Here is a 25,227-nt window from a genome sequence, read left to right as displayed (position 1 = left end):
ATTATGATGCAACGCAATAAGTCCATTCTAGCGACGATTATTTGGCTTGGAAAGTTATTTTTTCTACCATCTCTCTGCAATTGCTACAGCAAAATTAATGCGACGCAACAATTGGTGTATTTTGGTGAAAATGCCTACAATGGTTTTACTTTAAATCAATGGGAGTGCCGATGGACGTGGTGATCCGCAACGCCAACCTGCCCGACGGCCAGCTCGGCGTCGACGTTGCCATCGAGCATGGGCGCATCGTGGCAGTCGGTTCGCAATTGCCGCTGCAAGCGGCGCAGGAGATCGACGCCGGCGGCGATTTGCTTACCGCACCGTTCGTCGATGCGCACTTCCACATGGATGCCACGCTCAGCTACGGCCTGCCGCGTGTGAATGCGTCCGGCACGCTGCTGGAGGGCATTGCGCTATGGGGCGAACTCAAGCCGCACCTGACTCAGCAGGCCTTGATCGACCGTGCGCTTCAGTACTGCGATTGGGCCGTAGCGCGCGGCTTGCTGGCGATTCGCTCCCACGTTGATATCTGCGACGACCGCTTGCTGGCGGTAGAGGCGCTGCTGGAGGTTAAGCGCCTGGTCGCGCCTTACCTCGATGTGCAGCTGGTGGCCTTCCCGCAGGACGGCGTGCTGCGCGCACCTAACGCGCTCATCAATCTCAAGCGTGCGATTGCCATGGGCGTGGACGTGGTCGGAGGCATCCCGCACTTCGAGCGCACCATGGCCGAGGGCGCCGAGTCGGTGCGCATCCTGTGCGAGTACGCCGCCGACCAGGGGCTGATGGTGGACATGCACTGCGATGAATCCGACGATCCGATGTCGCGCCACATCGAAACGCTGGCTTACCAGAGCAACCGTCTCGGCCTGCACGGCCGCGTCACTGGCTCGCATCTGACGTCGATGCATTCGATGGACAATTACTACGTCAGCAAGCTGCTGCCGCTGATGCGCGAAGCCGGCGTGGCGGCGGTCGCCAATCCGCTCATCAATATCACCCTGCAAGGCCGCCACGACACCTATCCGAAACGCCGTGGCATGACGCGCGTGCCGGAACTGCTGGCGGCCGGCATTCCGGTCGCCTTCGGCCATGACTGCGCGATGGATCCTTGGTACAGCCTCGGCTCGGGCGACATGCTCGAAGTCGCGCACATGGGCTTGCACGTGGCACAGATGACGGGGCAGGACGCCATGCGCGAGTGCTTCCGCGCCGTGACCAGCACGCCGGCCGCCATCCTCGGCTTGCAAGGCTACGGCGTTGCGCCCGGCTGCCACGCCGACCTGGTGCTGCTGGACGCGGCCGATCCGGTCGAAGCGATCCGCCTGCGCGCCGCGCGCCGCATGGTGATGCGCCGAGGCCAGATCATCGCTGAATCGCCGTGCGCTCACGCCCGGCTGGCGCTGCCCGGCCGGCCCGGGCAAGTGAATTTCCGCTTGGGCCGCTAGCTGGACTTGGCCGGTAAAATACATGACAATTGAACACTGTTAAAAGCGCGTGGAGTTATCTTGAAAGAAATCGCCATTCGACCCGCAACAGAAGCCGACTTCGGCCCCATGTGGGAAATCTTCCAGGAGCTGATCGCCAGCGGCGACACCTACTACTTTGCCGCCGATACCAGGCGCGAAGATTGCCACGCTTACTGGTTCGGCCCCGGCGTGACCAGCTACGTCGCCATCCTCAACGGCGAGCGGCTGGTCGGCATGTACCGCCTGATGCCTAACCAGCGCGACCGCGGCGCGCACGTCGCCAACGCCTCGTTCATGGTCAGCCCGGCCGCGCAGGGTGTCGGTGTCGGCAAGCTGCTGGGCGCCGATTGCATCGAGCGTGCCCGCGCCGAGGGCTACCTGGCGATGCAGTTCAATTACGTGGTCAGCTCGAATATGCCGGCCGTGCTGCTGTGGAAGAAGCTCGGCTTTTCCATCGTTGGCACCTTGCCGCGCGCTTACCGTCATCAATACCTCGGCTACGTGGACGTCTACGTGATGTACCAATTGCTGGCAGACCCCACTCACTGGCCGGACGCATGAAGATACTGGAAACCGCACGCCTCACCCTCCGCACCATCAACGCTGACGACGATCTGTTTTACTACGAGCTGGTCAATGACCCGACGTGGCTGGAACACATCGGCGACAAGGGCATCCGCACGGTGGCGGAAGCGCGCACCGCGATTCTCGAAGGCCCGTGCGTGATGCAGCAGCGCCTCGGCCATTCGTTGTACGTGATGGAGCGCAAGAGCGACGGCCAGCCGCTGGGCCTGTGCGGCTTGATCAAGCGCGACAGCCTCCCCGATGTCGATATCGGCTACGCCATTCGTCCCGCCTACTTCGGCCAGGGCTACACCTACGAAGCGGCCGCTGCCGTGGTGGCGTACGCGCGCGACGTGCTCGGCATCAAGCGCTTGATGGGCATTACCAATCCGGCCAATACGGTGTCGATCAATCTGCTCGCCAAGCTGGGCTTGACCTTTGTCGAGTTCAAGGTGCTGCCGCCGGATGGTCGTCCTACCAATATTTACTCGCGCCAGCTGTTGCAATAGTGAGAATTCGATAGATTTTCACGCCTCCGTATTGGCATTTGCGCGGCACGCGTGCATGATGGGTAACAGTCCTTGCTAAGGAGGTAACAATGAAACTCGCCAATCTCAAGATAGGCGTACGCTTAGGGTTGCTCGGGGCATTCTTCTTCGTCGCGCTGGCCGTGGTGGCTACCTCGGGCTGGCGCGCGCTCGCCAACAGCAATCAGCGCAGCGCCGACGCCATGGCGCGCTCGGTCGCTATGAGCCAGGCCATCGACACGGCGCGCAGCGCGCAGGTCGAGTTCAAAACGCAGGTGCAGGAGTGGAAGAACATCCTGATCCGCGGTAACGATCCGGCCCAGCTGGACAAGTACAGCAAGGCCTTCGTCAAGGGCGGCGAGACCACCCGCGCCGAGTTGAAAAAGCTGGATGCGCTGCTCGATACGCTTAAGCTAAGCACGCCGCTGGTGGACGAGGCCATCAAGACCCAGAACGAGCTGGTCACGCGCTACATGGAGGCGCTCAAAAAATACGATTCGGCCAACGCCGAGAGCGCGCACGTGGTCGATGCGCTGGTCAAGGGCATGGATCGTGAGCCGACCAAGAAGATCGATGACATCGTCGCCTTTATCGGCGCCGAAGCCAAGCGCCTGAGCGAGACCATGGCGGCAGAAAACACTGCCGCCCACCGCTCGGCCATGCTGGCGATGGGCATTACGGTGCTGATCACGCTGGTGGTTGGCGTGGCGACGGTGCTGTGGCTGATCAAGAGCATCACGGTGCCGCTGGATGAAGCGGTGAGCGTGGCGCAGACCGTGGCTGGTGGCGATCTCAGCAGCGAGGTGCGGGTCAACAGCAGCGACGAGATCGGCGCACTGCTGGGCGCGCTCAAGCTGATGCAGCAGAACCTCAGCAACATCGTCGGCAAGGTGCGCACCGGCACTGAGACGATTCACGGCGCCACGGTGGAAATCGCCGCCGGCAATCTGGATTTGTCGGGCCGCACCGAGGAGCAGGCTAGCTCGCTGGAGCAGACGGCTGCCGCCATGGTGGAGCTGACCACTACCGTCAAGCAGAACAACGAGAACGCCGCCGAAGCGTGCCGGCTGGCCGACAGCGCCAGTAACGTGGCAGCCAAGGGCGGCGATGCGGTGGCGCAGATGGTGCGCACCATGGGCGAGATCAACGATAGCTCGCGCAAGATCGTCGACATTATCGGCGTAATCGACGGCATCGCTTTCCAAACCAACATCCTCGCGCTGAATGCGGCTGTGGAAGCGGCGCGCGCCGGTGAGCAGGGCCGTGGTTTTGCTGTGGTCGCCTCTGAGGTGCGCAACCTTGCCCAGCGCTCGGCCGCCGCCGCGCGCGAGATCAAGGAGCTGATCGGCACCTCGGTCGGTCGGGTGGAGGAGGGCAGCCGCCTGGTCGGGCAGGCGGGCGAGACCATGAACGAGGTGGTCAGCAGCGTGCAGCGCGTGACCGCCATCATCGGCGAAATCTCGGTGGCCAGCGGCGAGCAGCGCGACGGCATCGAGCAGATCAGCATTGCCATCAGCCAGATGGATAGCGTGACGCAGCAGAACGCTGCGCTGGTGGAGGAAGCCGCTGCCGCGGCCGATGCGCTGCAGCAGCAGGCTGCCAACTTGTCGGAAGCGGTCAGCATCTTCAAGCTGCAAGGACAGCCTAGCGTGTCGGCATTGCCGCCGTCGCGCAGCCGGGCTTTGCAACTGACAGCATAGGCTTTTGCTACAGGCCGTTTGATGTGCCTCAAGCGGGCGCATGAACGGCCTGTTTCTTACTGTCAGTTCCAATATCATTCCCTCTTCCGCAGTCCATCCGAGGAAGAGGGGCAGCATGAACAGCTTATGGCCGATAGCGGCCGGCATGGCGCCATGTTTGCTGGCGCTGGCGGCCGGTCAATGGCAGGCGCGCGGCCTGCGCGCGCGTTGCGCACAATTGCAAGCGGCGCTGGCGGCGCAGCGCGATACCGAGATGCGCCTGGACTTCATCGCCCATCACGACAGCCTGACCGGCTTGCCCAACCGCTTGCAGTTCCAGATGCAGCTGGAGCACGGCGTGGCCTACGCGCGCCGGCACGACAGCTTGCTGGCGGTGCTGTTTGTCGATATCGATCACTTCAAGACCATCAACGACACGCTCGGCCACGACGCCGGCGATCAAGTGCTGGTGCAGTTTGGCCAGCGCCTGCGCCAGTGCGTGCGCGAGGTGGACACGGTGGCGCGGCAGGGCGGCGACGAATTCATCGTGCTGCTGACGGAGCTGCGCACCGGCGCCGACGCCCAGCAGGTGGCGGAAAAAATCATGAAGGCGATTGCCGAGCCGTTCACCATCAACGGCGGCTTGATGCCAGTGGCCGCCAGCATCGGCGTGGCCGTGTATCCAGACGATGACGAGGATATCGAAACGCTGATCGAGAAGGCCGACCTGGCGATGTATGCGGCCAAGCAGCGCGGCAAGGGCGCCAGCCTGCGTTTCCTGCCCAGCATGCAGGCGCGCGCTTATTCGAGCCTGATACTGGAGACGGCGCTGCGCCACGCGCAGGAGCACAATGAGTTCATCCTCACCTATCAGCCCAAGCTGGATTTGAAGGAGCAGAAGGTCACCGGCGTGAAAGCGCTGCTGCGCTGGAAGCACCCGGAGCTGGGGCTGGTGATGCCCTTGGATTTCCTGCCGGTGCTGGAGCAAAGCGCCTTGATCCTGCCGGTCGGCGCATGGGTGATGACGACGGCGGCGGCGCAGGCGCGGCGCTGGATGGAGCGCGGCCATGCGCTGACAGTGGCCGTGCATCTATCGCCGCGCCAGTTCTTCCACAAGGAGATTGCGCAGGTACTGGCGGCCGCGCTGGAAAAGGCCGGTGTGCCGGGCCGCTGCATCGAACTGGAAATCACCGAGGCGATGTTGATCGACAAGGCGCAAAACGCGGAAGAGATTCTGCAGCAGTTCAAGCAGCTCGGCGTGCGGATTGCGATCAGCGATTTCGGCACCGGCTACGCCTCGCTCAATTATCTGCGGCGCTTCTCGGTGGATGTGGTGAAGATCGATAAATCGTTTGTCGATGATTTGTCGCGCGGCGGCGCGATGGTGCGGGCCATTATCGAGATGGCGCATACGCTGAACATGAAAGTGGTGGCGGCCGGCGTGGAAAGCGAGGAACAGCTGGCGCAGTTGTCCGAGATGGGCTGCGACGAGGCGTTCGGCTTTTGCCTCAGCGCCCCGGTGCCGCCGGAAGAAGTGGAGGCGCTGCTGGCGGGAAGCCAGCAGCGCGTGGAGATGCTTACTTCTTGAAGAACCAGGTCAGCGGCAGAGCGACCCGCGCCGACCACGATTTCTCATTGTGGCTGCCGCCTTCGGCCTCGTAGTAGTACAGGTCTTCATTGAGCTGATAGCCTTGCGCCAGCATGGCGTCGCGCATCTTGCGCGTGTCGGCTATGCCGTCGCCTTCGGTGCCGGCGTCGATGTAGAATTTCACCGGCTGGCGCGCCGGCACGTTCTTGATGAAGAACTGGTCATTCCACCAGAACGAACTCGATACGCCGCCTGCCTTGGAAAACACTTGCGGATATTTCTGCCCGATGTAGACCGAGGCGATGCCGCCCAGCGAAGAACCCATGATGGCTGTGTTCTCGCGGTCTTTCAGCGTACGCAGATTGGCGTCGGCCCACGGCTTGACGGTATCGACGATGAAGGCCGCGTAGGCATCCAGTTTACCGCCGCCGTATTGCTTGTCGCAGCACGGCGTGTATTCGCCGACGCGGTCTGGCGTGTTGTCGATGCCGACGACGATGGCCGGTTCAATCGCGCCGCTCGCAATCAGCTTGTCCATGGCGGTGGCGATTTCCCATGCGGCGCCGTAGGCTGCGGTTTTCGGATCGAACAGGTTTTGGCCGTCGTGCATGTACAGAACCGGGTAGCGCTGCTGCGGATTGGCGTCGTAGCCGGGCGGCAGGTAGATGCGCAGCTTGCGGCTGTTGTTCAACTGCGGCGAGGCGAAGTTGTCGACGATGCGCAGCGTGCCAGTGGCGACGGCCTTGGTTGGTGCATCGCTGTCCGGCACTGGCATTACGCGCACGCCGTGGATGTCGAACTTGTTGGATGCGCCTTTCACGCCGCCTGCATCGCTGTAGGTGGCGTTGTTCTTCATGTAGCTCATGTTGTAGAAGTCGGAGAGCTGCAAGGTGTAGCTGCCCGGCGTGAGCTTGGCGCGCAGCGGCGTCGAGTACTTGGCGCCTTCGTCGGCCGGGGAGTGCGGCAGTTGCAGCACGCCGTTGGCGACGATATTGCCGGTACTGTCTTTCAGTGCGGCCCATTTGACGCCGCCGCTGACGCCAAGGTTGATCTGGTGCGCGGTGTTGCGGTATTTGATTTGCAGCGCATAGCTGCCCGCGCGTTCAATCTTGATTTGCTGCGTGAAGATGTCGGAAGGCGAGGCGCCGAAATCAACGCGGGCGGTGGCGATGTTTTCGCCTTCGTTGAGGCAGACCGGCATGCTGTGGTGGCTGCGATTGCCGGACTTGGCGTACACCGCTTCCACTGCGTAGCAGAGATTAGCCGATGCGTCGGCGCGGCGATCCGCCCACTTGTCGGCGCTGATGCGCGGGCCGACCAGCTGGCCGTTGCGATAAATGTTGTACACCACGCCCGCCTGCGCGCCGGCGCCAGCTTCAATGCGCAGCGTCGGATAGCCGTAAGCGCCGCGTTCCAGTTTTGCGATGCGCGGTTCGGCCGGTGCGTACACGCTTGCATCTTGCACCAGCGGCTTTGCGCTCACGCTGCGCTTGGCCTGCTGGCCGGGCAGCAGTTTGCCGAGGCGGATTTCAATCGCGTTGTCATCGCCGAGCGCATCCCACGCCAGCGCGGCTTGCGCCGGCTTGCCGTTCAAGGTGATGCTGTCAACCGCGTAGTAGCCGTTGCCCTGCGCGACAGCGGGCAGCAGCACGCGCACTTGCATGCGCTTGCCGCGTATGGACAGATTGTTCAAGGTGATCGCCTCGCTACCGGCAAACGCTTCGCGCCGCAGCTTGGCGGTGATGAACGGTTTCAGCGTAATGCCGTCGTTGGTAGTCTGCACGCCAAACACGCTGCCCACCACCATGCCGAGATAGCCGCCGACAGACCACAACTGGCGGCGCGAGTTAACCACTGGGCCACTGAGCTCGCCGTCGTCCAGCGTTGGCTGGCCGGACAGCCATTCCAAATTCTCCATGTTGGAGAGATTGGTCGCCGCGCCGCGCATCAGCGTATCGTAAGCCGCATCGGCCACGGCGACGCTGCCGCCAATCGCCGCCGCCTTCAAACCGTAAGCCGTCACGAACGGCCACATGGCGCGGTTGTGATACACGGCGGTATTGGACTGCTGCGGCCAGATCACCGGCGCACCGAACGGGCCATGCGGATAGTGCGCGAGGATGCTTTGCGCCTGCTTCTGATCGGCGATGCCGGTGACGATGGCCAGCGATTGTCCGAGCCAGTCGTATTTGTACATGGCCGCGCCGTCAAAGTGGCCGGCGGTGACGCTGCTGTACATGCCGCTGTCGGCTTGCCAGAAGCGCTTGTTGATGGCGATCTTCAAGTCAGCAGCCCAGCCGGCGTAGCGCGCAGCGAGTGCTGCATCGCCTTGTTCCTTCGCCAGTTGCGCCGCCAGCGTCAGCGCCTTGTAGTGGGCCGCATTGGTGGACAGCGCTTTGGAAGTCGCCATGTAGGACAGCTCGTTCGGCATCCATGCGGCATAGGTTTGGTCGCGCCAGTCGAGGAAGGATTCTTCGCCGTTGTACAAACCGTCGGCGGCGTCCCAGATGGCGATGCGGTCGTTCTCCAGCGTGTTGCGCAGAGCGTGCAGCGCTTTGGCGGCGAAGGCTGCGCGTTGATCTGGCGGCAGCGCTTTTAAAGCTTCATCCGCGCCGAAGGCCCAGGTTACGCGGTCGGTACTGACCGGCCAGCTGCCGCCGCTGCCGGTGTCTTGTACGATTTGGTAGCCGTCGCCGACTGCGTGCAGGCCGGCGTTGACGCCGTCGCGGTAGCCGGCCAGTTTGAATTCCAACGAGTTGCGCGTGCGCTGCGGATCGAGCATGCCGAGGCTCAGCGAGGCGGCGTAGGAGAGGTCGCGCGTCCAGACGTAGTGCCACAACTCGCCGGTTTCAAAGCACTCGCAAGGGATGGCGTTGCCGGCGTTGTAGCTGCCGTCGCGGATTTCGCTGACCGAGTCCAGTTTCATCTCGCTGCCGGCCAAGGCGAACAACGCATCGAAAGCGAGATTACCGCTGCGGACGGTCGGCAGGGCGGCGGATTCGGTGTAGCTGATCTCCTGCTTGCCGCCCTCGCGCACGCGCATGGTGGTCGATTGCGTGTAGCTGCGCAGGGCAGCGCCGGCGTCCGGCGTGGCGTAGCGCACCGTCTCCTGCTTGCCGTCCCAGGTTGGATAGTTGGCCGTGGCCGAGCCAGCGCCGGCGTGCACCTGCGGCGCGCCTATTACTGCAAGTGCGGGCAGGGCGAGGGCCAGCGAGGTCAGTCTCTTCTTCATTCGATCTCCAGTATCAGTGCCGAACGTGCCGGCAGTTTAACCTGCCCATCCAGCGACACGCGCTGGCCGCTGATGACGTCCACGCCGGCGCGCGCTTTGCCGAGTATCTCTTGGAAGCGCGCCGTTGGCAGCGTGGTCTCGGTTTTATTTTTGTTCAGTGCGACCATCACCTTCTTGCTGCCGTCGTAGCGGAAGTAGACGTAGGTATTTTGCTCCGGCCCGAAGTGCATGGTCTTACCATGATGGATCACGCTAGCATTTTTGCGCCAGTTGAACAGCTTGCGCACATAGTTCTGCGCCGCTGCCGCAGCAGGGCTTAAGCCAACGCCGGTAAAGGCATTGACCTTGTCGCCGCTCCAGCCACCGGGGAAATCGACGCGATACGAAGCATCGTCGCGCTCCTTGATCGTGCTGGTCATCAGAATCTCGGTGCCGGTGTAGAACTGCGGGATGCGCGGCGCGGTGGCAACGAAGGCCATCGCCATGCGGTACAAGTCCTCATCGCCATTCAGCTCGCTGAAGATGCGCGACAAATCGTGATTCCCTTCAAACAGCACCAGCTTGCCCGCGTCGGGATACAGGTAGTCGAGCGACAGCGCTTCGTACAACGCGGTCAGGCTGTTTTCGTCATTCGATGCCAGCGAGCGGCGCAGGGCGTCGTTAAGCGGGAAGTCCATCATGCTCGGCATGTGCGAAACGTAGCCGTTGAAATTGCGCTTGCCCTCCTGCCAGTGCGCGACCACCGGCGCCAGCGTGCTCCATTCCTCGCCCACCAGGTTCAGATTCGGATACTCCGCCATCACCGCGCCCGACCAGCGGGTCAGGAAGTCTGTATCCGAATAGCCGTAAGTATCGACGCGCAGGCCGGACAAGCCGGCGTACTCGATCCACCAGATATCGTTCTGAATCAAATAGGTCGAGACGTAAGGATTGGCCTGATTCAAATCCGGCATGCTCTCGGTGAACCAGCCCGCAGTGAAGTTGCGCTTGTCCTCTTGCGACGCGTACGGATCCTGCACCGCCACGCGGTGGTGCGTGGTCGGCACGAACTTGCCCTGGTAGGTCAGCCAGTCCGGCATCGGCATATCCTGCATCCACCAGTGCTTGCTGCCGATGTGATTGAGCACCACGTCCTGAATCACGCCGATGCCTTTGCTGCGCGCCTTGCTCACCAGATTGCGGAAGTCCTCGTTGCTGCCGTAGCGCGGGTCGATGCGGTAATGGTCGGTGGTGGCGTAGCCGTGGTAGGAGTAGGCCGGCATATTCGATTCCAGCAGCGGCGTCGGCCACAGCATGGTGAAGCCCATGTTGGCGATGTAGTCGAGATGATCGGCCATGCCCTGAATGTCGCCGCCGTGGCGGCCGCCGCCGTTGGCGCGGTTGGCCTTCTCTGTCATGCCGGCCGCATTGTCATTGCCCGGATTGCCGTTGGCCCAGCGATCCGGCATCACCTGGTAAATCGCGTCCTTGCTGCTGAAGCCGGCGCGCTGCGCCGAGCCCGGCGTGCGCGCTTGCAAAGGATAACGGTAGTGGACGGTCTGGGCGCCACGCTTGAACACCAGATCGAGCTCGCCCGGCGCGGCCTGCGGCGCAATCTCCAGATCGATAAACAGGTAGTTGCGGTTGGCCACGCGCGAGACGGCGGCAATGCGCACGCCCGGATAGTTCAGCGCCGGTTCCAGATCGGCAATCTGCGAGCCGTGCAGCATCAACTGTAGTTTGCTGTTTTGCATGCCCACCCACCACGACGGCGGGTCCATGTGGTCGATGCGGTAGGTGTCGGCGTGGGCGAGCAAAGGCAGGGCCGACAGCAGTGCTGCGGCGAGAAGGCGGTTCATCTGGTCTCCTTGGGGGCGAAAAGTAGTCGTACTACAGATGCTTTTTTAGGGCTTGTGCCCGGAGAATAATATGAAACCGCCGCCGTCTCAAGGGTGCATTTCTAGTTTTAATACAAACTACAGCAAGGCAAAACGACGGCGAGTGCGGGCAACCGGCTTTCTCCATGAAACCAGGCTGACTTTCGTTGGAAAAGCTACATTTCGTAGTGGTATTGCGTTTAAATCTGTAGTTCCACTACACATTTGACCGTTCGTCCCTGTAGCCGAAATACAACGTGAATGACGTTTTCTCCTTAAAACCAAGGGCTGGCGCTACTATGGCTCCGTAGGCAGGCTGAAGTTTCATTGACACCAAATCTAGTTTTAGTACAAAATTCCGCTCAGAACGTCTTTTAGAACGTTTGTATTCCTTGGAACCCGTTAGCTAACGGGTAATGTGTTTAGTTAAGTGAGGGGACTTTGATGAAGAAATCCGTCAACCAGCGCGGCGCCGGCTCGGCTTCGGGCAGCGTTGCTTTTAAATTGAGCCCGGTTGCAGCCGGTTGCGCATTGCTGCTGTCCGCAATGTCCGGCACCGCATTCGCGCAGGACGCCTCGGGCAGCGTGGCGGCCGACGGCAACGTCGTGCAGTCGGTGAAAGTGTCCGGTATCCGTCGTGGTATCGAAGACGCGATTTCCGTCAAAAAGAATTCCGAATCCATCGTTGAAGCAATTTCGGCTGAAGACATCGGCAAGCTGCCGGACGTGTCGATCGCTGAATCGCTGTCGCGCCTGCCGGGCGTAGCCGCCCAGCGCGTGGCCGGCCGCGCGCAGGTGCTGAGCATCCGCGGCCTGGCTCCTGACTTTTCGACCACCACCCTGAACGGCCGCGAGCAAGCCTCGACCGGCGACAACCGCAGCGTTGAATACGACCAGTACCCGTCGGAACTGATCAACGGCGCCACCGTGTACAAGACCCCGGACGGCTCGCTGGTAGGCCAGGGCCTGTCGGGCACCGTTGACCTGCAAACCGTGCGCCCACTGGAATTCCCAGGCCGCACCATGGCCTTCAACGTGCGCGGCGAGAAAAACACCACCGGCAAGCAGAACGCCGGCTTCAAAGACAAGGGCTACCGCCTGAGCGGTATCTACATCGACCAGTTCAACAACCGCACCCTGGGTGTGGCGGTTGGCTATGCCCGCCTGGATTCGCCAGGCCAGTACCAGAAATGGAGCAGCTGGGGCTACGGCACCGATCCTAAGACCGGCAGCGCCACCGCACTGGCCAACCAGGGTAACGAGATCGACGCCGCATCGAGCAAGCAGGTGCGTGACGGCCTGATGGCCGTGGTGCAGTGGCGTCCAAACCGCGACTTCCAGTCGATGGTTGACACCTACTACTCCAAGTTCGACTCCGACACCACCATCCGCGGCATGCAGTTCGGCACCGGTAACTGGATGGGCGGCCTGGGCTACAAGAACGTGGTCCTCGGCGAGAACAACGGCAGCCAAGTGGTGCAATCGGCCACCGTCAGCGGCATCCAGCCAGTACTGCGCAACGACTTGAACACCACCCGCGACAAGCTGTTTGCGATCGGCTGGAACAACAAGCTGCGTATGACCGACGAGTGGACCGGCATTGCCGACTTCAGCTACTCGAAAGCTGACCGCAACGACATGCTGCTGGAGACCTACTCCGGCGCTGCCGTGACCGACACCGCCACCATCAGCCGCAACCTGGCTACCGGCGTGCCGCAAATCGGTACCGGCCTGAACTACGCCAATGCCAACGTCGTCAAGCTGAGCGACCCGGGCGGCTGGGGCCAGGACGGCTACGTCAAGTACCCGCAAGTGTCGGACAAGCTGAAATCGGCCCGCTTCTCGGCCAAGCGCGATCTGGACGGCATGTTCAGCAACCTCGACGTCGGCTTCAACTTCACCAAGCGTGACAAGACCCGTGAATCGGCCGAGCTGCTGGTCAACCTGAAAAACAACCGCGCACCGGTGGCGATTCCATCGCAGTTCATCCAGTCGCCAACCTCGCTGGGCTTTGCCGGTATTCCAGGCATCATGTCCTACGACATCATGGGCGTGGTCAATTCGTTGTACAACCAGGTGCCGAAAGTCCACCAGGACATCTACAACAAGGATTGGCTGGTTAGCGAGAAAGTATCGACCGCCTACGCCAAGCTGGGCATCGACACCGTGTGGGGCCTGCCGGTTAAAGGCAACGTGGGCGTGCAAGCGATCCACACCCAGCAGAGCTCGAGCGCCTTCAACGTTGACACCAACAACCTGAACGTACCGAAGACTGCGGAAGAAGGCACCTCGTACAACGACTTCCTGCCTAGCCTGAACTTGAACTTCGACGCAGGCAACGATCAGCACATCCGCGTTGGCGCCGGCAAGACCATGGCCCGCGCGCGTCTGGATCAGCTGCGCGCATCGTCGTCGGCTTCGGTGGACACCACCAAGCTGCTGTGGAGCGGTTCGGGCGGTAACCCTAACCTGAAACCATGGCGCGCTAACGCCTTTGACTTGTCGTACGAGAAGTACTTCGACAAAGGCACCTACTTCAGCGCAGCCGGCTTCTACAAAAAGCTGAAAACCTACATCTACGATCAGGTTCTGCCATACGACTTCACCAGCTATCCTAACGATGGCGTGACGCCGAAATCGAACATCGGTACCTTGACCCGCCCAGCCAACGGCACCGGCGGCACCATCAAAGGTATCGAACTGTCCGGCTCGGTGGATGGCAAAATCCTGGCAGCGGAACTGGACGGCTTTGGCGCTACCGCGTCGGTGTCGCGTACCAGCAGCGAGATCCAGCCGGATGGTCCTGGCACCACTGGCGCGCTGCCTGGCCTGTCGCGCAATGTGTCGAACCTGCAGCTGTTCTACGAGAAATCGGGCTGGTCGGCACGTGTGACCCGCAGCGCGCGTTCGGACTTCCGCGGCGAAGTGACCGGCTTTGGCGCCGACCGTGCCTTCACCGATATCAAAGGTGCAGCGCAGATCGACTTCCAGATCGGCTACGAGTTCAAGGAAGGCGCGTACAAAGGCCTGTCGTTCCTGGCGCAAGTTATCAACGCCGACAACACCGCCTACCGTACCACCACCACGCTGGCCAATGGTTCCAAGCAGCCTAACGAGTACACCCGTTATGGCGCCACCATGCTGCTGGGCCTGAACTACAAGATGTAAGTTTAGTCTGGTATAAAACATCCCCTGTCAGCGCGAGCGGCAGGGGATGTTTTTTTTGGAGGAGACAACATGCAGCAAAACACCAATGAGCGCCGGATTCGCGACATCGTGATCGTCGGCGGCGGCACGGCCGGCTGGATGACGGCGGCGGCGATGTCCAAACTGCTGGGCGGCCAGTACCACGTGCGCCTGATCGAGTCGGATGAAATTTCCACCGTCGGCGTGGGCGAGGCGACCATCCCGCAAATCAAGCTGTTCAACCAGGCGCTCGGCATCGACGAGGACGACTTCCTGCGCGAGACGCAGGGCACCTTCAAGCTGGGCATCCAGTTTGTGGACTGGGGCCGGCTGGGCGAAAATTACATTCACACCTTTGGCAGCATCGGCCTGGATATGGGACTGGTGGAGTTCCATCATTACTGGCTCAAACTGCATCAGGCGGGACTGGCGCCGGACTTTGGCGCTTACTCGCTGGCGGCCGTGGCGGCGCCGCAAAACAAATTCATGCGCGCCATCGATGCCGGCAATTCGCCGATTTCGCACATCGCCCACGCCTTCCAGTTCGACGCCGGCCTGTACGCGCGCTTCCTGCGCAAGTTTGCCGAAGCGCGCGGCGTGGTGCGCACCGAGGGCAAGGTGGCGGACGTGATCCTGCGCGAAGGCGACGGTTTTGTCGACGCGGTGACGATGGAAAACGGCGAGCGCTATCAGGCCGACTTGTTCATCGACTGCTCCGGCTTCCGCGGCCTGCTGATTGAAGGCGCGCTGAAAACCGGCTATGAAGACTGGACGCATTGGCTGCCGTGCGACCGTGCGCTGGCGGTGCCGTGCGAATCGCGCGGCGCGATCACGCCGTACACGCGGGCTACGGCGCGCACTGCGGGCTGGCAGTGGCGCATTCCGCTGCAACACCGCATCGGCAACGGCCATGTGTATTCGAGCCGCTTCATCAGCGACGACGAGGCGTGCGCGCAGCTGATGTCGAATTTGGATGGCGCGCCATTGGCCGAGCCGAAGCCGCTGCGCTTCGTCACCGGCAAGCGCAATAAAATCTGGAACCGCAACGTGGTGGCGATCGGCCTGTCGAGCGGCTTCATGGAGCCGCTGGAATCGACCAGCATCCACTTGATCCAGTCCAGCATTGCCCGCTTGATGAGCTTCTTCCCGGATCGCGACTTCAATCAGGACAATATCGACGAATTCAATCGCCAGGCGCACTTTGAAGTGGATCGCATCCGCGACTTCCTGATCCTGCATTACAACGCGACCACGCGCGACGACACGCCGTTCTGGAATTACTGCCGCACGATGGAAGTGCCGGAGACGCTCAAGCAGAAGATGGATCTGTTCAAGCAGCATGGCCGCTTCTACCGCGAGAAGGATGAGATGTTTGCCAGCGTGAGCTGGCTGCAAGTGATGCTGGGGCAGGGGATCATGCCGCAGTCCTACCATCCGCTGGTGGATCTGGTGCCGCAGCAGCAGGTGGAAGCCCACCTGCATGCGATTAAAACCGTGGTCGAAAACTGCGTGCAGAAGATGCCGAACCACGAGGAGTTCATCGCCGCCCACTGCCGTGCAGCGGGAATGAACCCCAAGCGGCCGGATTACTCTATCCGCTGATTACTTCTTTTCAGCCGCAGCGAAGGCGGCGTTCTGCTGATCCAGCCACGTTTTCAGCGGGGCGAAGTATTCGAGCAGGGCGTTGCCGTCGATCTTGTCTTCGCCCGAGATGGCTTTCAACGCTTCCGGCCATGGCTTGCTGGCGCCCATTTCCAGCATCTGCTGCAGCTTGGCGCCGGCTTTGGCATTGCCGTACACCGAGCAGCGGTTCAGCGGGCCGGTGTAGCCGGCTTCGCGGCACAGCGCTCGGTGGAACTGGAATTGCAGCATATCGGCCAGGAAGTAGCGCGCGTACGGCACGTCGGCCGCCACGTGGTACTTGGCGCCGGCGTCGAAACCGGTGGCGTCGTTGCCCGGTGCCGGACGCTTCATGCCCATGTACTGCTCGCGCAGCTGCCACCAGCTCTTGTCGTAGTCGGCCGGCTTGGTCTTGCCCGAGTAGACGTCCCAGCGCCATTTGTCGACGGTGTAGGCGAACGGCAGGATGGTGACCTTGCTCAGCGCGCGCTCCAGCAGTTGCGGGATGTCGGCGTTGACGTCCGGTTCCTGATCCATCAGGCCGATCTGCTTCAGGTAGGCTGGCGTGATCGACAGCGCCACGGTGTCGCCAATGGCTTCGTGGAAGCCATCGTTGGCGCCATTACGGAACAGGAAGGGCTGCTTGCCGTAGCCGAGGAAGTAGTAGACGTGGCCCAGCTCGTGGTGGATCACGGTGAACTCTTCGGCGGTCGGCGTGATGCACATCTTGATGCGCACGTCGTCCTTCTCATCGATCGGCCAGGCGGAGGCGTGGCACACCACATCGCGGTCGCGCGGCTTGGTCAGCAGCGAGCGCTCCCAGAACGATGCCGGCAACTTCTGCATGCCCAGCGAGGTGTAGAAACCCTCGGCGTACTTGGTCATCTGCTTGGCGTCGGTCTTGCGCTCTTCCAGCACCTTGGTCAGATCGTAGCTCTTGGTCTCGGTGGCTGGTTTCAGGATCGGGTACAGATTGGTCCACGTCTGGCTCCACATATTGCCGAACAGGTGGGACGGAATCGGGCCGGTGGCCGGCACGACATCAGCGCCGTAGGTGGCGCGCAGCTTGTAGCGGGTGTAGGTGTGCAGCGAATCGTACAGCGGCTTCACTTGCTGCCACAGGCGTTCCATCTCGGCCGAGAAAGCTTCCGGCGGCATGTCGTACTGCGAGCGCCACATCACGCCGGTGTCGGCAAAGCCCATCTGCTTGGCGCCCTTGTTGGACAGGGCGACGTATTCGGTGTACTTCTGCTTGTAGGCAGGTGCTTGCGCGTGCCAGCCAGTCCACATCTCTTTGAGCTTGGCTTCGTCGCGGCTGGTGGCGAGCACTTTTTCCATTTCGCCCAGCGCCATGCAGTCGCCGGTTTGCGGGCAGTACTTGGCCTTGCCGTAGGCGCCATTCAGGGCTGCTTGCAGCGTGGCGTATTGTTCGCGTTCCTTCGGATCGGCGAACACCACGGTTTGCTGCAGCAGCTTGATCTTGCGGGCCGCTTCGGGCGACAGCTTGACGCCGTTGAAACGGCGCGCGCCGATGGCCGCCTCGCCGGAGGCGCCCAGAAAGCGCTCGGAGAAATAGGCGGCGATGGCTTCGGTATCGTCAGTGATGAAATTGGAGCCGACCCAGGCGGCGCGGGCTTGTTCGTTGTTCAGCTTATTGAGCTTGGCCTCGGTGTCGGCCAGGAAGCGCTCGGCTTCGGCGGCAGTCGGCTTCGAGGCGGGGGCGGCCAGCACGGTGGTGCTGGCGGCTGTCATGGCGGTGGCCGCCAGCAGCGTGCTGATAATTTTTGGTGTCACAGGCATCTCCCTTGTTGGCATCGGAACGGGTGATCCGATGGGCGGTAATCATACAGCCTCAAGCAGGCGATAGCGCCATAACTACCCACAAATTCTGTGGACAACACTGTTTAAAAGTCGGCTGGAAAACCGTAAGTGTTTGATGAGAAAGGGAAAAGTAATTCTGCAATTAAAAAGGGCAGATGGGGAGGCGTTGCTTAATCAGCGGGCAATGCCTCTTGCTCGCGCGAAGACAATAGACGGTCGCCAAAAAGATCGGGAATGTTAGCAATTTGCGCGGCACAGTTGACGTTAGTTAGTGCGCGATGTCGGACACCTTTGCAACGAGCCACGTCATTGCTGCGGCAATGCCATAAATGCAGATTCCGGTGACAAGTAAAATGCTGCCGAAGGTTTGGGTTCCGGTCATAAACGCGATCACGCCGACCAGCGAGACAAAGTCTCCTAGAACCACTCCCGCGCTACGCTTGGTGCTAGTGAAAGTTGACATTGCTGGTCTCCCTCGGCCCTGTTCCAGTGGAAATGCCTGTACCAGTGATAATGTACGCCTTTTCTTCATGGGCAGGATGATATTCTTAGGCGACCTTGGCTACAGGCTCCTTTATGCGCGCATCGTTGACTCTTTTCTTGCTCGTGCTGGGCGCTAGTTCGCCGGCTTGGGCTGCACCTCAATTCTGTAGCAAGCCCGAGGGGAAGGCTGAGCAGCTGATTTGTACCGATCCTGAATTGCAGTCCCGCGATGCAGCGCTCGCTGTGATTTACGCGGCAGCGCGTGCCAAGGCCAAGCCGACGCAGCAGAAACGCCTGGCGGTGGAGCAGAAGGGCTGGTGGAACGGTGTCCGCGATTGCTGGAAGGCTGATGACTTGCGCGCATGCATCGTCACCAATTACGAGCTGCGCACGGTGGAACTGCAAACCAGCTGGTCGCTGGCGCCATCCCACGCGCCGGTGCATTTCCGCTGCGCTGACGGCGCCGATATCGACGTCACGTATTTCGACACTCAGCCACCGAGCCTGATCGCCACCCGTAAGCAGGAGCAATCGCTAATGCGCGCCGCTCTCGCCGCCAGCGGTGCCCGCTACATCGGGCGCAACGAGAGTCTTTGGGAACGCCAAGGCGAGGTGCGCGTCACCTGGGGTTACCAGGCGCCCGAGACCACCTGCTCCAAGCGCTAGGCCACGCGCGCCCTCAGAGCTTGCGGTGCCCGTCGTTCGGCTCGGGTTGTGGAAAGCCATTGTTTCATTCAGCGTAAGCCAAGCGAGTAGTGCAACGAAGGAATTATTTGAAAACGCGGCATGGGGCCATTTCTCAGCGGGGGCGGACTATTTTTTGCTGGCTTGGCGTGTGGTGTCATGGTACTGCCACAGCACGTTGACGATCTTCCACTCGCTTTGCTGGTTCTTATACAAGTGCATGTAATCGATCCACTCGTCGGCGGTGAGCTTGACGGTGGCCACGCGCTGGTCGACGTCGAGGATCTTGATATCGACCCGTGGCTGCGCTGGGAATTTGGTGCCGTCCTTGTTGTAGTTCTTGGCGACGTTGACCATGGTGTCGTAGTCCGTATTCATGATGAACTCTGAGCCATCGGCTGCCTGCCAATACGTGCGCTTGGCGAGCTTGGGATCAAGGCCGCGCTCCATGCGGGCTGGATCAGGTTTGTGCTGCGACTCAATGTAGTCGCGCACCGTGCGTTCGATTAACTGGTTATCGGTGACATCGGCCGCCTGCGCCAGCAGTGGCGATACGGCGAACAAAAGAAAGACTAAAGAGCGTTTCATAGGTGCCTTCGCGGTGAGCACCTTGTCAGGTGCCATAGTTGATTTTCCATGGCACGCCAAAACGATCAATCACGATGGCATAACATGGTGACCAGAATGTCTTCTGCGGAGCGAGGATAACATGGCCATCAATCTGCAACGCGTTAAAGTAGGTTTTGACTTTCTCTTCGGAGTCCACGCCCAGCAGCACGTAAAAGCCTTTCGGCTTTTCGTACCGGCTTGGATCGATATCGGCACCTGCTATCTCAACGCCATCGATGCGGATATTGGCGTGAACAATGGCTTTGCCATGCGCCTCAGAGAATGCTGGTATCGGCGAGTCTTTTACGTGCTGCATCGTGCCAATGGTGCCGCCAAGGTGTTCGGCATAGAATGAGAAAGCCTCTTCACACTGGCCGTTGAAGTCGATATGAAATGATAGGCTCATAGTCTTGTGCTTCCTTTTTGAATCGGAGGCTCAGGTGAAACTTCACGCTACAGAGGCCTACGCACCCTGCTTAAATCAGGGCTGGCTAGGTTTAATCTTCTTTGCGAGCTTTACGAGGTCCACGTACTTCAGGAATCCCTGCATGCCACTGGAAACTTCGGGCGCGGTTAATAGCTGTTCAGTCGAAGCAGCCCCTAGAAGCTGAAAAGCTGTAACGAAGGATGCGGTTCCTTCATACTTCAGTGCATCCGATGCTTCGGACTTGCACTTATCTCCAATGAGGCTTTCCAAGAGTTTTGCGACGTTTTTGTCGATCTCGTCGCGCTTTTGAATTGAGATGTTCGCATACGGCGTAATGCTGGGATGCGAGGCGATCGCAGAAAAAATCCATTCGACAAAATGCTGTTGATCCTGAGCTGTCGTGGCACCCAAGATACATGATCCCAATTTATCAGTGTACGTACCAGCGCTGGCATGAGGTGCAATGAGTAATGAGCTAAGGACGATAGGAAGCACTACACGATTCAAAAACATTGAAACTCCTAGAGTGAAAATTTGAACCTATCATGGTTCTTTTCGGAAGATGTCTTCCGCAGTTCTGGCAATCAGCCATGGTGGCATGACGCCGGCTTAGGGGCCATCGATAGCACCGACATCCATGCCGTCATATGAATGGACTCCAAATTGATCCGCAATTCCGTACAGTTGGCGATTGAGTTCATTCAATGATGCAGGGGAATGCCGCTGCACCTTGTCGATACGGAGATAGTAAACCGGGTCATCGTCATCCTCATTCGGATCGAGCGTTCCCATGAATTCGTAGCCGAGACCTTTCATGTAATCTGCGATCGGAAGCAATTTTTCACGATCGGGATCCACGAAGAAATAAGACCAACGGCACTCGTCGTCAATGCGGAAAAGACAACGGCCCGTATCAAACATCTGGCGGGTGTTTTCAAAGAACTCGTCGAGCTGATGCAATGTAATCATGGGGCTCTAATTTGCGGACAACCGGCGCGCGGCAGCGCGTCCGGTTGACGGATTTTTTGGGTGACGATTCCATCATGGCACGTACACCATATGGATCTCGACTACGATATCGGGATTGCGATCTGCAACACGTGCACTGAGCACGAGATCACTCCGTCCCTCTTCGCGTGTCCATAAGTCGACTAAAACATCCCAGTGACTTCCGCACCAGATGCAAACGGACGAAGCCCATGTCTCATCTGGTAAGGGCGCCAACGTAACACCGTAATCGGCGATGTATTGCTGAATGTGGTTCGCAGTATCTTCAGATACTGCCACTACTCCGGGCACGCCGCTTTTTAGGAGGTAATCATGCTCAAGAAAGGAGGCCACGATGGCACGAAATACGGGGCGCCACTTGGTCGGAATTGGCCGTTCGTAACTACCGTCCGTTTCCGCTAGTACTTCAATGTCTGCTCTTTGCTCAATCATATCGAGGCGTTTTTCAAGTAGCCCAACGTGAAAAGTAACTGGCTGCCGGAATGCGCTGGGCATAGGCGATCTCCAGTTCCTTTTCGAATTGTTCAGAGAGTTTCAAATTGTGGATAACAAGAATTTGACGCCCTAAATGTCGCAGTTTTTTCCGACGCAGTATCTTGCGGACGGTATAGGGCGGTCGTGTTGTTAATAAGTTATATGAATTTAGCACAGCCTGATGTGGCGCGGCAAATTCACTTGCGGGTGGGGAGGCCCATGGTGACCATGACGCGGGCGGCGTTGTCTTGGCAGTTGACGTCGTCGGGCTTGGAGTCGATGAGGTGGATGAGCGACTGCAAATGGGCTTTGATTTGGGCGAGCTTTGCCTCCAGCGCTTCGATGTCCGCTACTTTTTTTCTCAGCGCGCCGATCAGTTCGTCGTGCTGCCATGACGAGAAGTCTTCCGGCATCAGCTGCTTGATTTCTTCCAGCGAGAAGCCGGCCTGCTGGGCGTCGTTGATGATGGACAGTACCGCCAGCGCATCCTGCCGATACTCGCGGTAGCCACTGGACTGGCGGCTGCCGACTTTCAACAAGCCCTTGGCTTCGTAGAACCGTATGGTCGATGCGGGAATGCCGCTGCGCTTGGCTAATTCGCCGATTTTCATGTGTACCTCCAATGCATAACTCTAAGCCTAAACCTAACTTCAATGTCAAGCGAGAGTAAGGGCTTGACCTTGCAGTGCGCTTCAAGCTTATCGTGGCCTCATTCTCACTTTGGAGGTCGTATGGATATGATTAATCTCGGTGGTTATGATGTAGCGGTAGTGGAGGGCGGTTTGTATGACCGCTTTCGTTCCAATCCGCCGCTTTCGGTGATTGCGGCGGAGGCGCCGGAGGTGGATCTCAGCTGGTTCAAGGGGATCAAGAAGGAGAAGGTCGATATCGGCTTTTAATCCTACTCGCCTAATTTCTACTACGAGAATCGCAAGATCACAGCAGTGTTCACGGCTGATATCAACCGGCTACGCCAGTTGATGCCGGAGGCGGTGCGCAATGAAGTGGAGCCGCTCTAGGTGTGGCCGGGACGCGGCGTGGTCGCGCTCACCGCTTACACTTACGAGTACTGCGACAACGATAGCTACAACGAGATCTCGCTCTCCATCGTCACCAGCAAGCCGGGCAAGTCCAGCTTTGGGCCGTTCACGCTGCTGCCGCAATCGTCGTCGGGAGATTTCTGGGGATATGTGCTCAAGCTTCCCGTAAATACGGAGCTGGCGCGCGTGCGCGGCGTGGTTGGCTACAACCTGCCGAAGTGGTTGACCGGGATCGAGTTCAAAGAAACCGATAAATCGATTGCCATCACGGTGATGGACAGCGAAACAGCACCAGCGCGGATGCCGTCGGTTTAACACTGGGCGATGGCAGCTTCTCCAATTACATCAAGTCGCTCAAGCTGGGCAAGATGATGAAGTATGAATATGTGCCGTCGTTCCAAAGCGCGCTGTATGCGCCGACTGGCTCTCAGCCGCAATGAGCGGAGAGCCAGAGTAGATTACAGCGCGATGTCGATGCTGCGCGAGGCGGCTTCGCTGGCTGGCAGTTCAACGGTCAGCTGGAAGGTTTTTTCATCCCAGCTGAATACCGCTACCTTGCCATCCACTCGCACCGACGATGGCGGTGCGGTCACGGTGTGCACCTTCAGCGAGATGCTGCGTTCCGGGCGTTGGTACTGTTTGCCGACTTCCGAATCCACGCGCAGCGACAGGGCTTTGCCTTGCAGTTTGCTGGTGAAGTTGAGCAGTTCGTACTTGCCTTGTTCGTAGGCTTGCGCGGTGAGGCCGTCGTCGTCGTACATTTTGCCGGCGCCGGAACGCACCGATGCATCATGCCAGTAGTGCAGTTCGAGGTTCTTGGTGTTGTAGTCGCGCGTGGTCTGCACCACTTTCACCATCGGGATGAAGGCGCCGGCGCGCACGTAGACTGGTACATGATCCGCAGCCAGTTCAATCGAACGAGTTGCACCACCGGCCTGGCGTTCACCGGTATGGAAATCAAACCACGCGCTACGGGCAGGGAAGTACACGTCCACTTTCGACGCGCCTTGTTTCAGCACTGGCGTGACGAGGAAGTCCTTGCCCCACAAGTAGGTGGACGACATCGCGCGCACTTTGGCGTTGCCTGGCTCTTCGTAAATCATAGGACGCATCAGCGGCAAGCCTTGCTGATTATTCTCGAAGCCCAGCGTGTAGTTATACGGCAGCATGCGATAGCGCAGGCGGATCGCTTCACGCGCCAGTGCCTTGGTCTTGTCCTCGCGGTAGACCGGCTCCGACGGCACTTCTTCCTGCGCGTGCGGACGGAACACCGGCTGGAACACGCCGTACTGCAACCAGCGCGTGTACAGTTCATTATCCAGCACCGGGTTGGCGAAGCCGCCGAGATCCGAGTGCATGTAGCCCACGCCCTGCATACCCATTTGCAGCGAGATCTCCGGCTGCGATTGCAATCCGCCCCAGCCGCGATCCACGTCGCCCGACCACGGGATGATGCCGTAACGCTGCGTACCCGAATAACCAGAGCGCATCAGGATAAACGGACGCTCGGTAGGGAAGTCCTGCTGATAGCCTTCGGCCACCAGGCGCGCCCACTGGTGGCCGTAGATGTTGTGCACTTGATCCGCCGTGCCGGTCGCATGGCGCGCTTCGGTCGGATGCACTTCCGGTTCGCCCAGATCGCCCCACACGCCGGTCACGCCTTGCTGATGCAGGCCTTTGTAGATATCCCAGAACCAGCTCTTGCCTTGTGGGCTGAAGATGTCGATCAAGCCGGTGTGACCGAAGAAGAAGTCATACGCCAGCGGTTTGCCATCAGGGCCGGTGGCCAGTACTTTCTTGTCGACGGCTTCCTGCCAGCGCTTGGAGGTGTCGACTACAAACGGCTCTGTAATCACCACGGTCTGCACGCCCTTGGACTTGAAGTCGGCGATCATGCCTTCCGGGTTAGGGAAGCTGTCCTTGTCCCAAGCCAGATTGCCCATCGTGCCTTTAACTTCTTTGCCGAACCAGTACAGGTCAAACACGATGCCATCGAGCGGGATATCTTCAGCGAGGAATTTGTTGACGGTGTCGCGCGCTTCCTTCTCGTTGTGATAGCCGAAGCGCATGGCGAAGTTACCGAAGGCCCAGCGCGGAGGCAGCGGCTGTTTGCCGGTCAGGCTGGTGTAGTTGCCGACGACATCTTCCCATGTATCGCCCGCGATCACTTGGTAGGTCTTGCGGCCGCCGATTGCCTCGTAGGTCAGGCTGTTGTTCTTCTTGCTGTCGAAATCGAGATAGCCGGTTTGTGGATTGTCGAAGTGGATGGCGTACATCTTGGACGACAGCGCGATCGGCATGGTGTATCCCATCAGCGCCGAGCGGTCGCCGTAGCCGTAGTTCGCCTTGTTGTACAAGGTGTAGCGATGGCCGCGGCGATCCATCGAGCCCACCGCGCGCGAACCCGCGCCGTACAAGGCTTCGTTCTTATCGAGCGCGAATTCAATCGCTTCCAGTTCGCGCGCTTCGCCCTTGTTGATATCCTTGCTGCCGTTGGCTACATCATCCTTGACGTGGATGTAGCCGCGCTTTTCCGCCACCAATTGCTTGCCCTTGTAGGCGTAGGCGATTTTGAACGGCGCTTTAGTAATGGTAACGACGATGCCGGATGTGGCATATTCATAGCTGCCGCCTTTTTGCTTCAAGGTGGTTTTCACTTCGGTCGGCGCCAGCACAACGGCGTGCGACGACGAATCCACAGCTTCGCCCTTCGGCACGAAGGTGGTTTCGACGATGCCGGTGGAGTAGGGCTTGATGATGTAGTTGCCGTCGCTGGTGCGCACTTCGAGATGGCCGTCGCGCTGGGTGACGCCGTCGAACTTGCGGTCGGCGTTTTGCGCCAAGGCGGCGTGGCTGGCCAGCAGCGCGACCGGCAGGGCGGCCAATTTTGCAAAGGAATTCATGGTCATGTAGGTAAGGGTCTCTCTGATCGTCTTGAATTTTGTTGTTTGGCTACATTTGAC

General features: G+C 59.9%; 21 protein-coding genes. 10 read left to right on the top strand and 11 right to left on the bottom strand.

Annotation, left to right across the window (positions count from 1 at the left end; genetic code table 11):
* The first annotated feature begins 170 nt into the window (after positions 1 to 170).
* From GTP45_RS17985 to GTP45_RS17965, 5 genes are all read left to right on the top strand, one after another.
* Complete coding sequence (locus GTP45_RS17985) at positions 171 to 1,445, top strand: amidohydrolase family protein (protein WP_161015250.1); 1,275 nt, start codon at positions 171 to 173, stop codon at positions 1,443 to 1,445.
* Positions 1,446 to 1,505: 60 nt separating this feature from the next.
* Positions 1,506 to 2,027 carry a GNAT family N-acetyltransferase gene (locus GTP45_RS17980; RefSeq protein ID WP_161015249.1) on the top strand — a complete coding sequence of 174 codons (522 nt, stop codon included), beginning with the start codon at positions 1,506 to 1,508 and terminating at the stop codon, positions 2,025 to 2,027.
* Complete coding sequence (locus GTP45_RS17975; RefSeq protein WP_161015248.1) at positions 2,024 to 2,539, top strand: GNAT family N-acetyltransferase; 516 nt, start codon at positions 2,024 to 2,026, stop codon at positions 2,537 to 2,539. Before GTP45_RS17980 ends, GTP45_RS17975 begins: the two co-directional genes overlap by 4 nt.
* A gap of 89 nt (positions 2,540 to 2,628) precedes the next feature.
* Positions 2,629 to 4,257 carry a methyl-accepting chemotaxis protein gene (locus GTP45_RS17970; RefSeq protein WP_161015247.1) on the top strand — a complete coding sequence of 543 codons (1,629 nt, stop codon included), beginning with the start codon at positions 2,629 to 2,631 and terminating at the stop codon, positions 4,255 to 4,257.
* 115 nt (positions 4,258 to 4,372) lie between these two features.
* Positions 4,373 to 5,824: a putative bifunctional diguanylate cyclase/phosphodiesterase gene (locus GTP45_RS17965; RefSeq protein WP_161015246.1), complete on the top strand. Its 1,452-nt coding sequence runs from the start codon at positions 4,373 to 4,375 to the stop codon at positions 5,822 to 5,824.
* On the opposite strand, the gene GTP45_RS17960 is transcribed toward GTP45_RS17965, so the two are convergent.
* Both GTP45_RS17960 and GTP45_RS17955 read right to left on the bottom strand, forming a co-directional pair.
* Complete coding sequence (locus GTP45_RS17960) at positions 5,814 to 9,056, bottom strand: alpha/beta hydrolase-fold protein (RefSeq protein ID WP_161015245.1); 3,243 nt, start codon at positions 9,054 to 9,056, stop codon at positions 5,814 to 5,816. The genes GTP45_RS17965 and GTP45_RS17960 overlap by 11 nt on opposite strands.
* Positions 9,053 to 10,894 (bottom strand): glycoside hydrolase family 13 protein, encoded by a 1,842-nt coding sequence (locus GTP45_RS17955; protein WP_161015244.1) that lies wholly within the window; start codon positions 10,892 to 10,894, stop codon positions 9,053 to 9,055. Before GTP45_RS17955 ends, GTP45_RS17960 begins: the two co-directional genes overlap by 4 nt.
* Positions 10,895 to 11,356: 462 nt before the next feature.
* Here GTP45_RS17955 and GTP45_RS17950 point away from each other — a divergent pair, with 462 nt between their 5' ends.
* The gene (locus tag GTP45_RS17950; RefSeq protein WP_229258518.1) at positions 11,357 to 14,080 is read left to right on the top strand and encodes a TonB-dependent receptor; all 2,724 of its coding nucleotides are present in this window, start codon (positions 11,357 to 11,359) and stop codon (positions 14,078 to 14,080) included.
* Positions 14,081 to 14,149: 69 nt separating this feature from the next.
* Complete coding sequence (locus tag GTP45_RS17945) at positions 14,150 to 15,700, top strand: tryptophan halogenase family protein (RefSeq protein WP_161015243.1); 1,551 nt, start codon at positions 14,150 to 14,152, stop codon at positions 15,698 to 15,700.
* Here GTP45_RS17945 and GTP45_RS17940 read toward each other — a convergent pair whose 3' ends face one another.
* The gene (locus tag GTP45_RS17940) at positions 15,701 to 17,518 is read right to left on the bottom strand and encodes a M2 family metallopeptidase (RefSeq protein ID WP_161015242.1); all 1,818 of its coding nucleotides are present in this window, start codon (positions 17,516 to 17,518) and stop codon (positions 15,701 to 15,703) included.
* 289 nt (positions 17,519 to 17,807) lie between these two features.
* Positions 17,808 to 18,002: a hypothetical protein gene (locus GTP45_RS17935; RefSeq protein WP_161015241.1), complete on the bottom strand. Its 195-nt coding sequence runs from the start codon at positions 18,000 to 18,002 to the stop codon at positions 17,808 to 17,810.
* A gap of 125 nt (positions 18,003 to 18,127) precedes the next feature.
* Here GTP45_RS17935 and GTP45_RS17930 point away from each other — a divergent pair, with 125 nt between their 5' ends.
* Positions 18,128 to 18,688, top strand: a complete 561-nt coding sequence (locus GTP45_RS17930) for an MliC family protein (protein ID WP_161015240.1) — start codon at positions 18,128 to 18,130, stop codon at positions 18,686 to 18,688.
* 147 nt (positions 18,689 to 18,835) lie between these two features.
* Here GTP45_RS17930 and GTP45_RS17925 read toward each other — a convergent pair whose 3' ends face one another.
* The 6 genes from GTP45_RS17925 to GTP45_RS17900 form a co-directional block, all read right to left on the bottom strand.
* Entirely contained in the window at positions 18,836 to 19,294 is a 459-nt protein-coding gene (locus GTP45_RS17925) for a nuclear transport factor 2 family protein (RefSeq protein WP_161015239.1), read from the bottom strand.
* A 25-nt stretch (positions 19,295 to 19,319) separates the two neighbouring features.
* On the bottom strand, positions 19,320 to 19,721 hold the full coding sequence (locus GTP45_RS17920) for a VOC family protein (protein WP_161015238.1): 402 nt from the start codon (positions 19,719 to 19,721) through the stop codon (positions 19,320 to 19,322).
* A 75-nt stretch (positions 19,722 to 19,796) separates the two neighbouring features.
* Complete coding sequence (locus tag GTP45_RS17915) at positions 19,797 to 20,255, bottom strand: hypothetical protein (RefSeq protein WP_161015237.1); 459 nt, start codon at positions 20,253 to 20,255, stop codon at positions 19,797 to 19,799.
* A gap of 96 nt (positions 20,256 to 20,351) precedes the next feature.
* Entirely contained in the window at positions 20,352 to 20,711 is a 360-nt protein-coding gene (locus GTP45_RS17910; protein ID WP_161015236.1) for a ribonuclease E inhibitor RraB, read from the bottom strand.
* 72 nt (positions 20,712 to 20,783) lie between these two features.
* Complete coding sequence (locus GTP45_RS17905) at positions 20,784 to 21,245, bottom strand: DUF7668 domain-containing protein (protein ID WP_217363372.1); 462 nt, start codon at positions 21,243 to 21,245, stop codon at positions 20,784 to 20,786.
* Positions 21,246 to 21,421: 176 nt separating this feature from the next.
* Positions 21,422 to 21,835 carry a MerR family transcriptional regulator gene (locus GTP45_RS17900; protein WP_161015235.1) on the bottom strand — a complete coding sequence of 138 codons (414 nt, stop codon included), beginning with the start codon at positions 21,833 to 21,835 and terminating at the stop codon, positions 21,422 to 21,424.
* Positions 21,836 to 21,955: 120 nt separating this feature from the next.
* Here GTP45_RS17900 and GTP45_RS28415 point away from each other — a divergent pair, with 120 nt between their 5' ends.
* Both GTP45_RS28415 and GTP45_RS28410 read left to right on the top strand, forming a co-directional pair.
* Positions 21,956 to 22,123, top strand: a complete 168-nt coding sequence (locus GTP45_RS28415) for a hypothetical protein (protein WP_217363371.1) — start codon at positions 21,956 to 21,958, stop codon at positions 22,121 to 22,123.
* A gap of 120 nt (positions 22,124 to 22,243) precedes the next feature.
* On the top strand, positions 22,244 to 22,579 hold the full coding sequence (locus GTP45_RS28410; RefSeq protein WP_217363370.1) for a hypothetical protein: 336 nt from the start codon (positions 22,244 to 22,246) through the stop codon (positions 22,577 to 22,579).
* A gap of 143 nt (positions 22,580 to 22,722) precedes the next feature.
* Here GTP45_RS28410 and GTP45_RS17890 read toward each other — a convergent pair whose 3' ends face one another.
* Positions 22,723 to 25,173, bottom strand: a complete 2,451-nt coding sequence (locus GTP45_RS17890; protein WP_161015234.1) for a TIM-barrel domain-containing protein — start codon at positions 25,171 to 25,173, stop codon at positions 22,723 to 22,725.
* Positions 25,174 to 25,227 lie beyond the last annotated feature (54 nt).

The sequence above is a fragment of the Duganella rivi genome (assembly GCF_009857435.1).
GTDB classification, from domain to species: Bacteria; Pseudomonadota; Gammaproteobacteria; order Burkholderiales; family Burkholderiaceae_D; genus Rugamonas; species Rugamonas rivi.
Note: the sequence above shows the minus strand (reverse complement) of the source record. Positions and strands in the feature narration are given on the sequence as shown.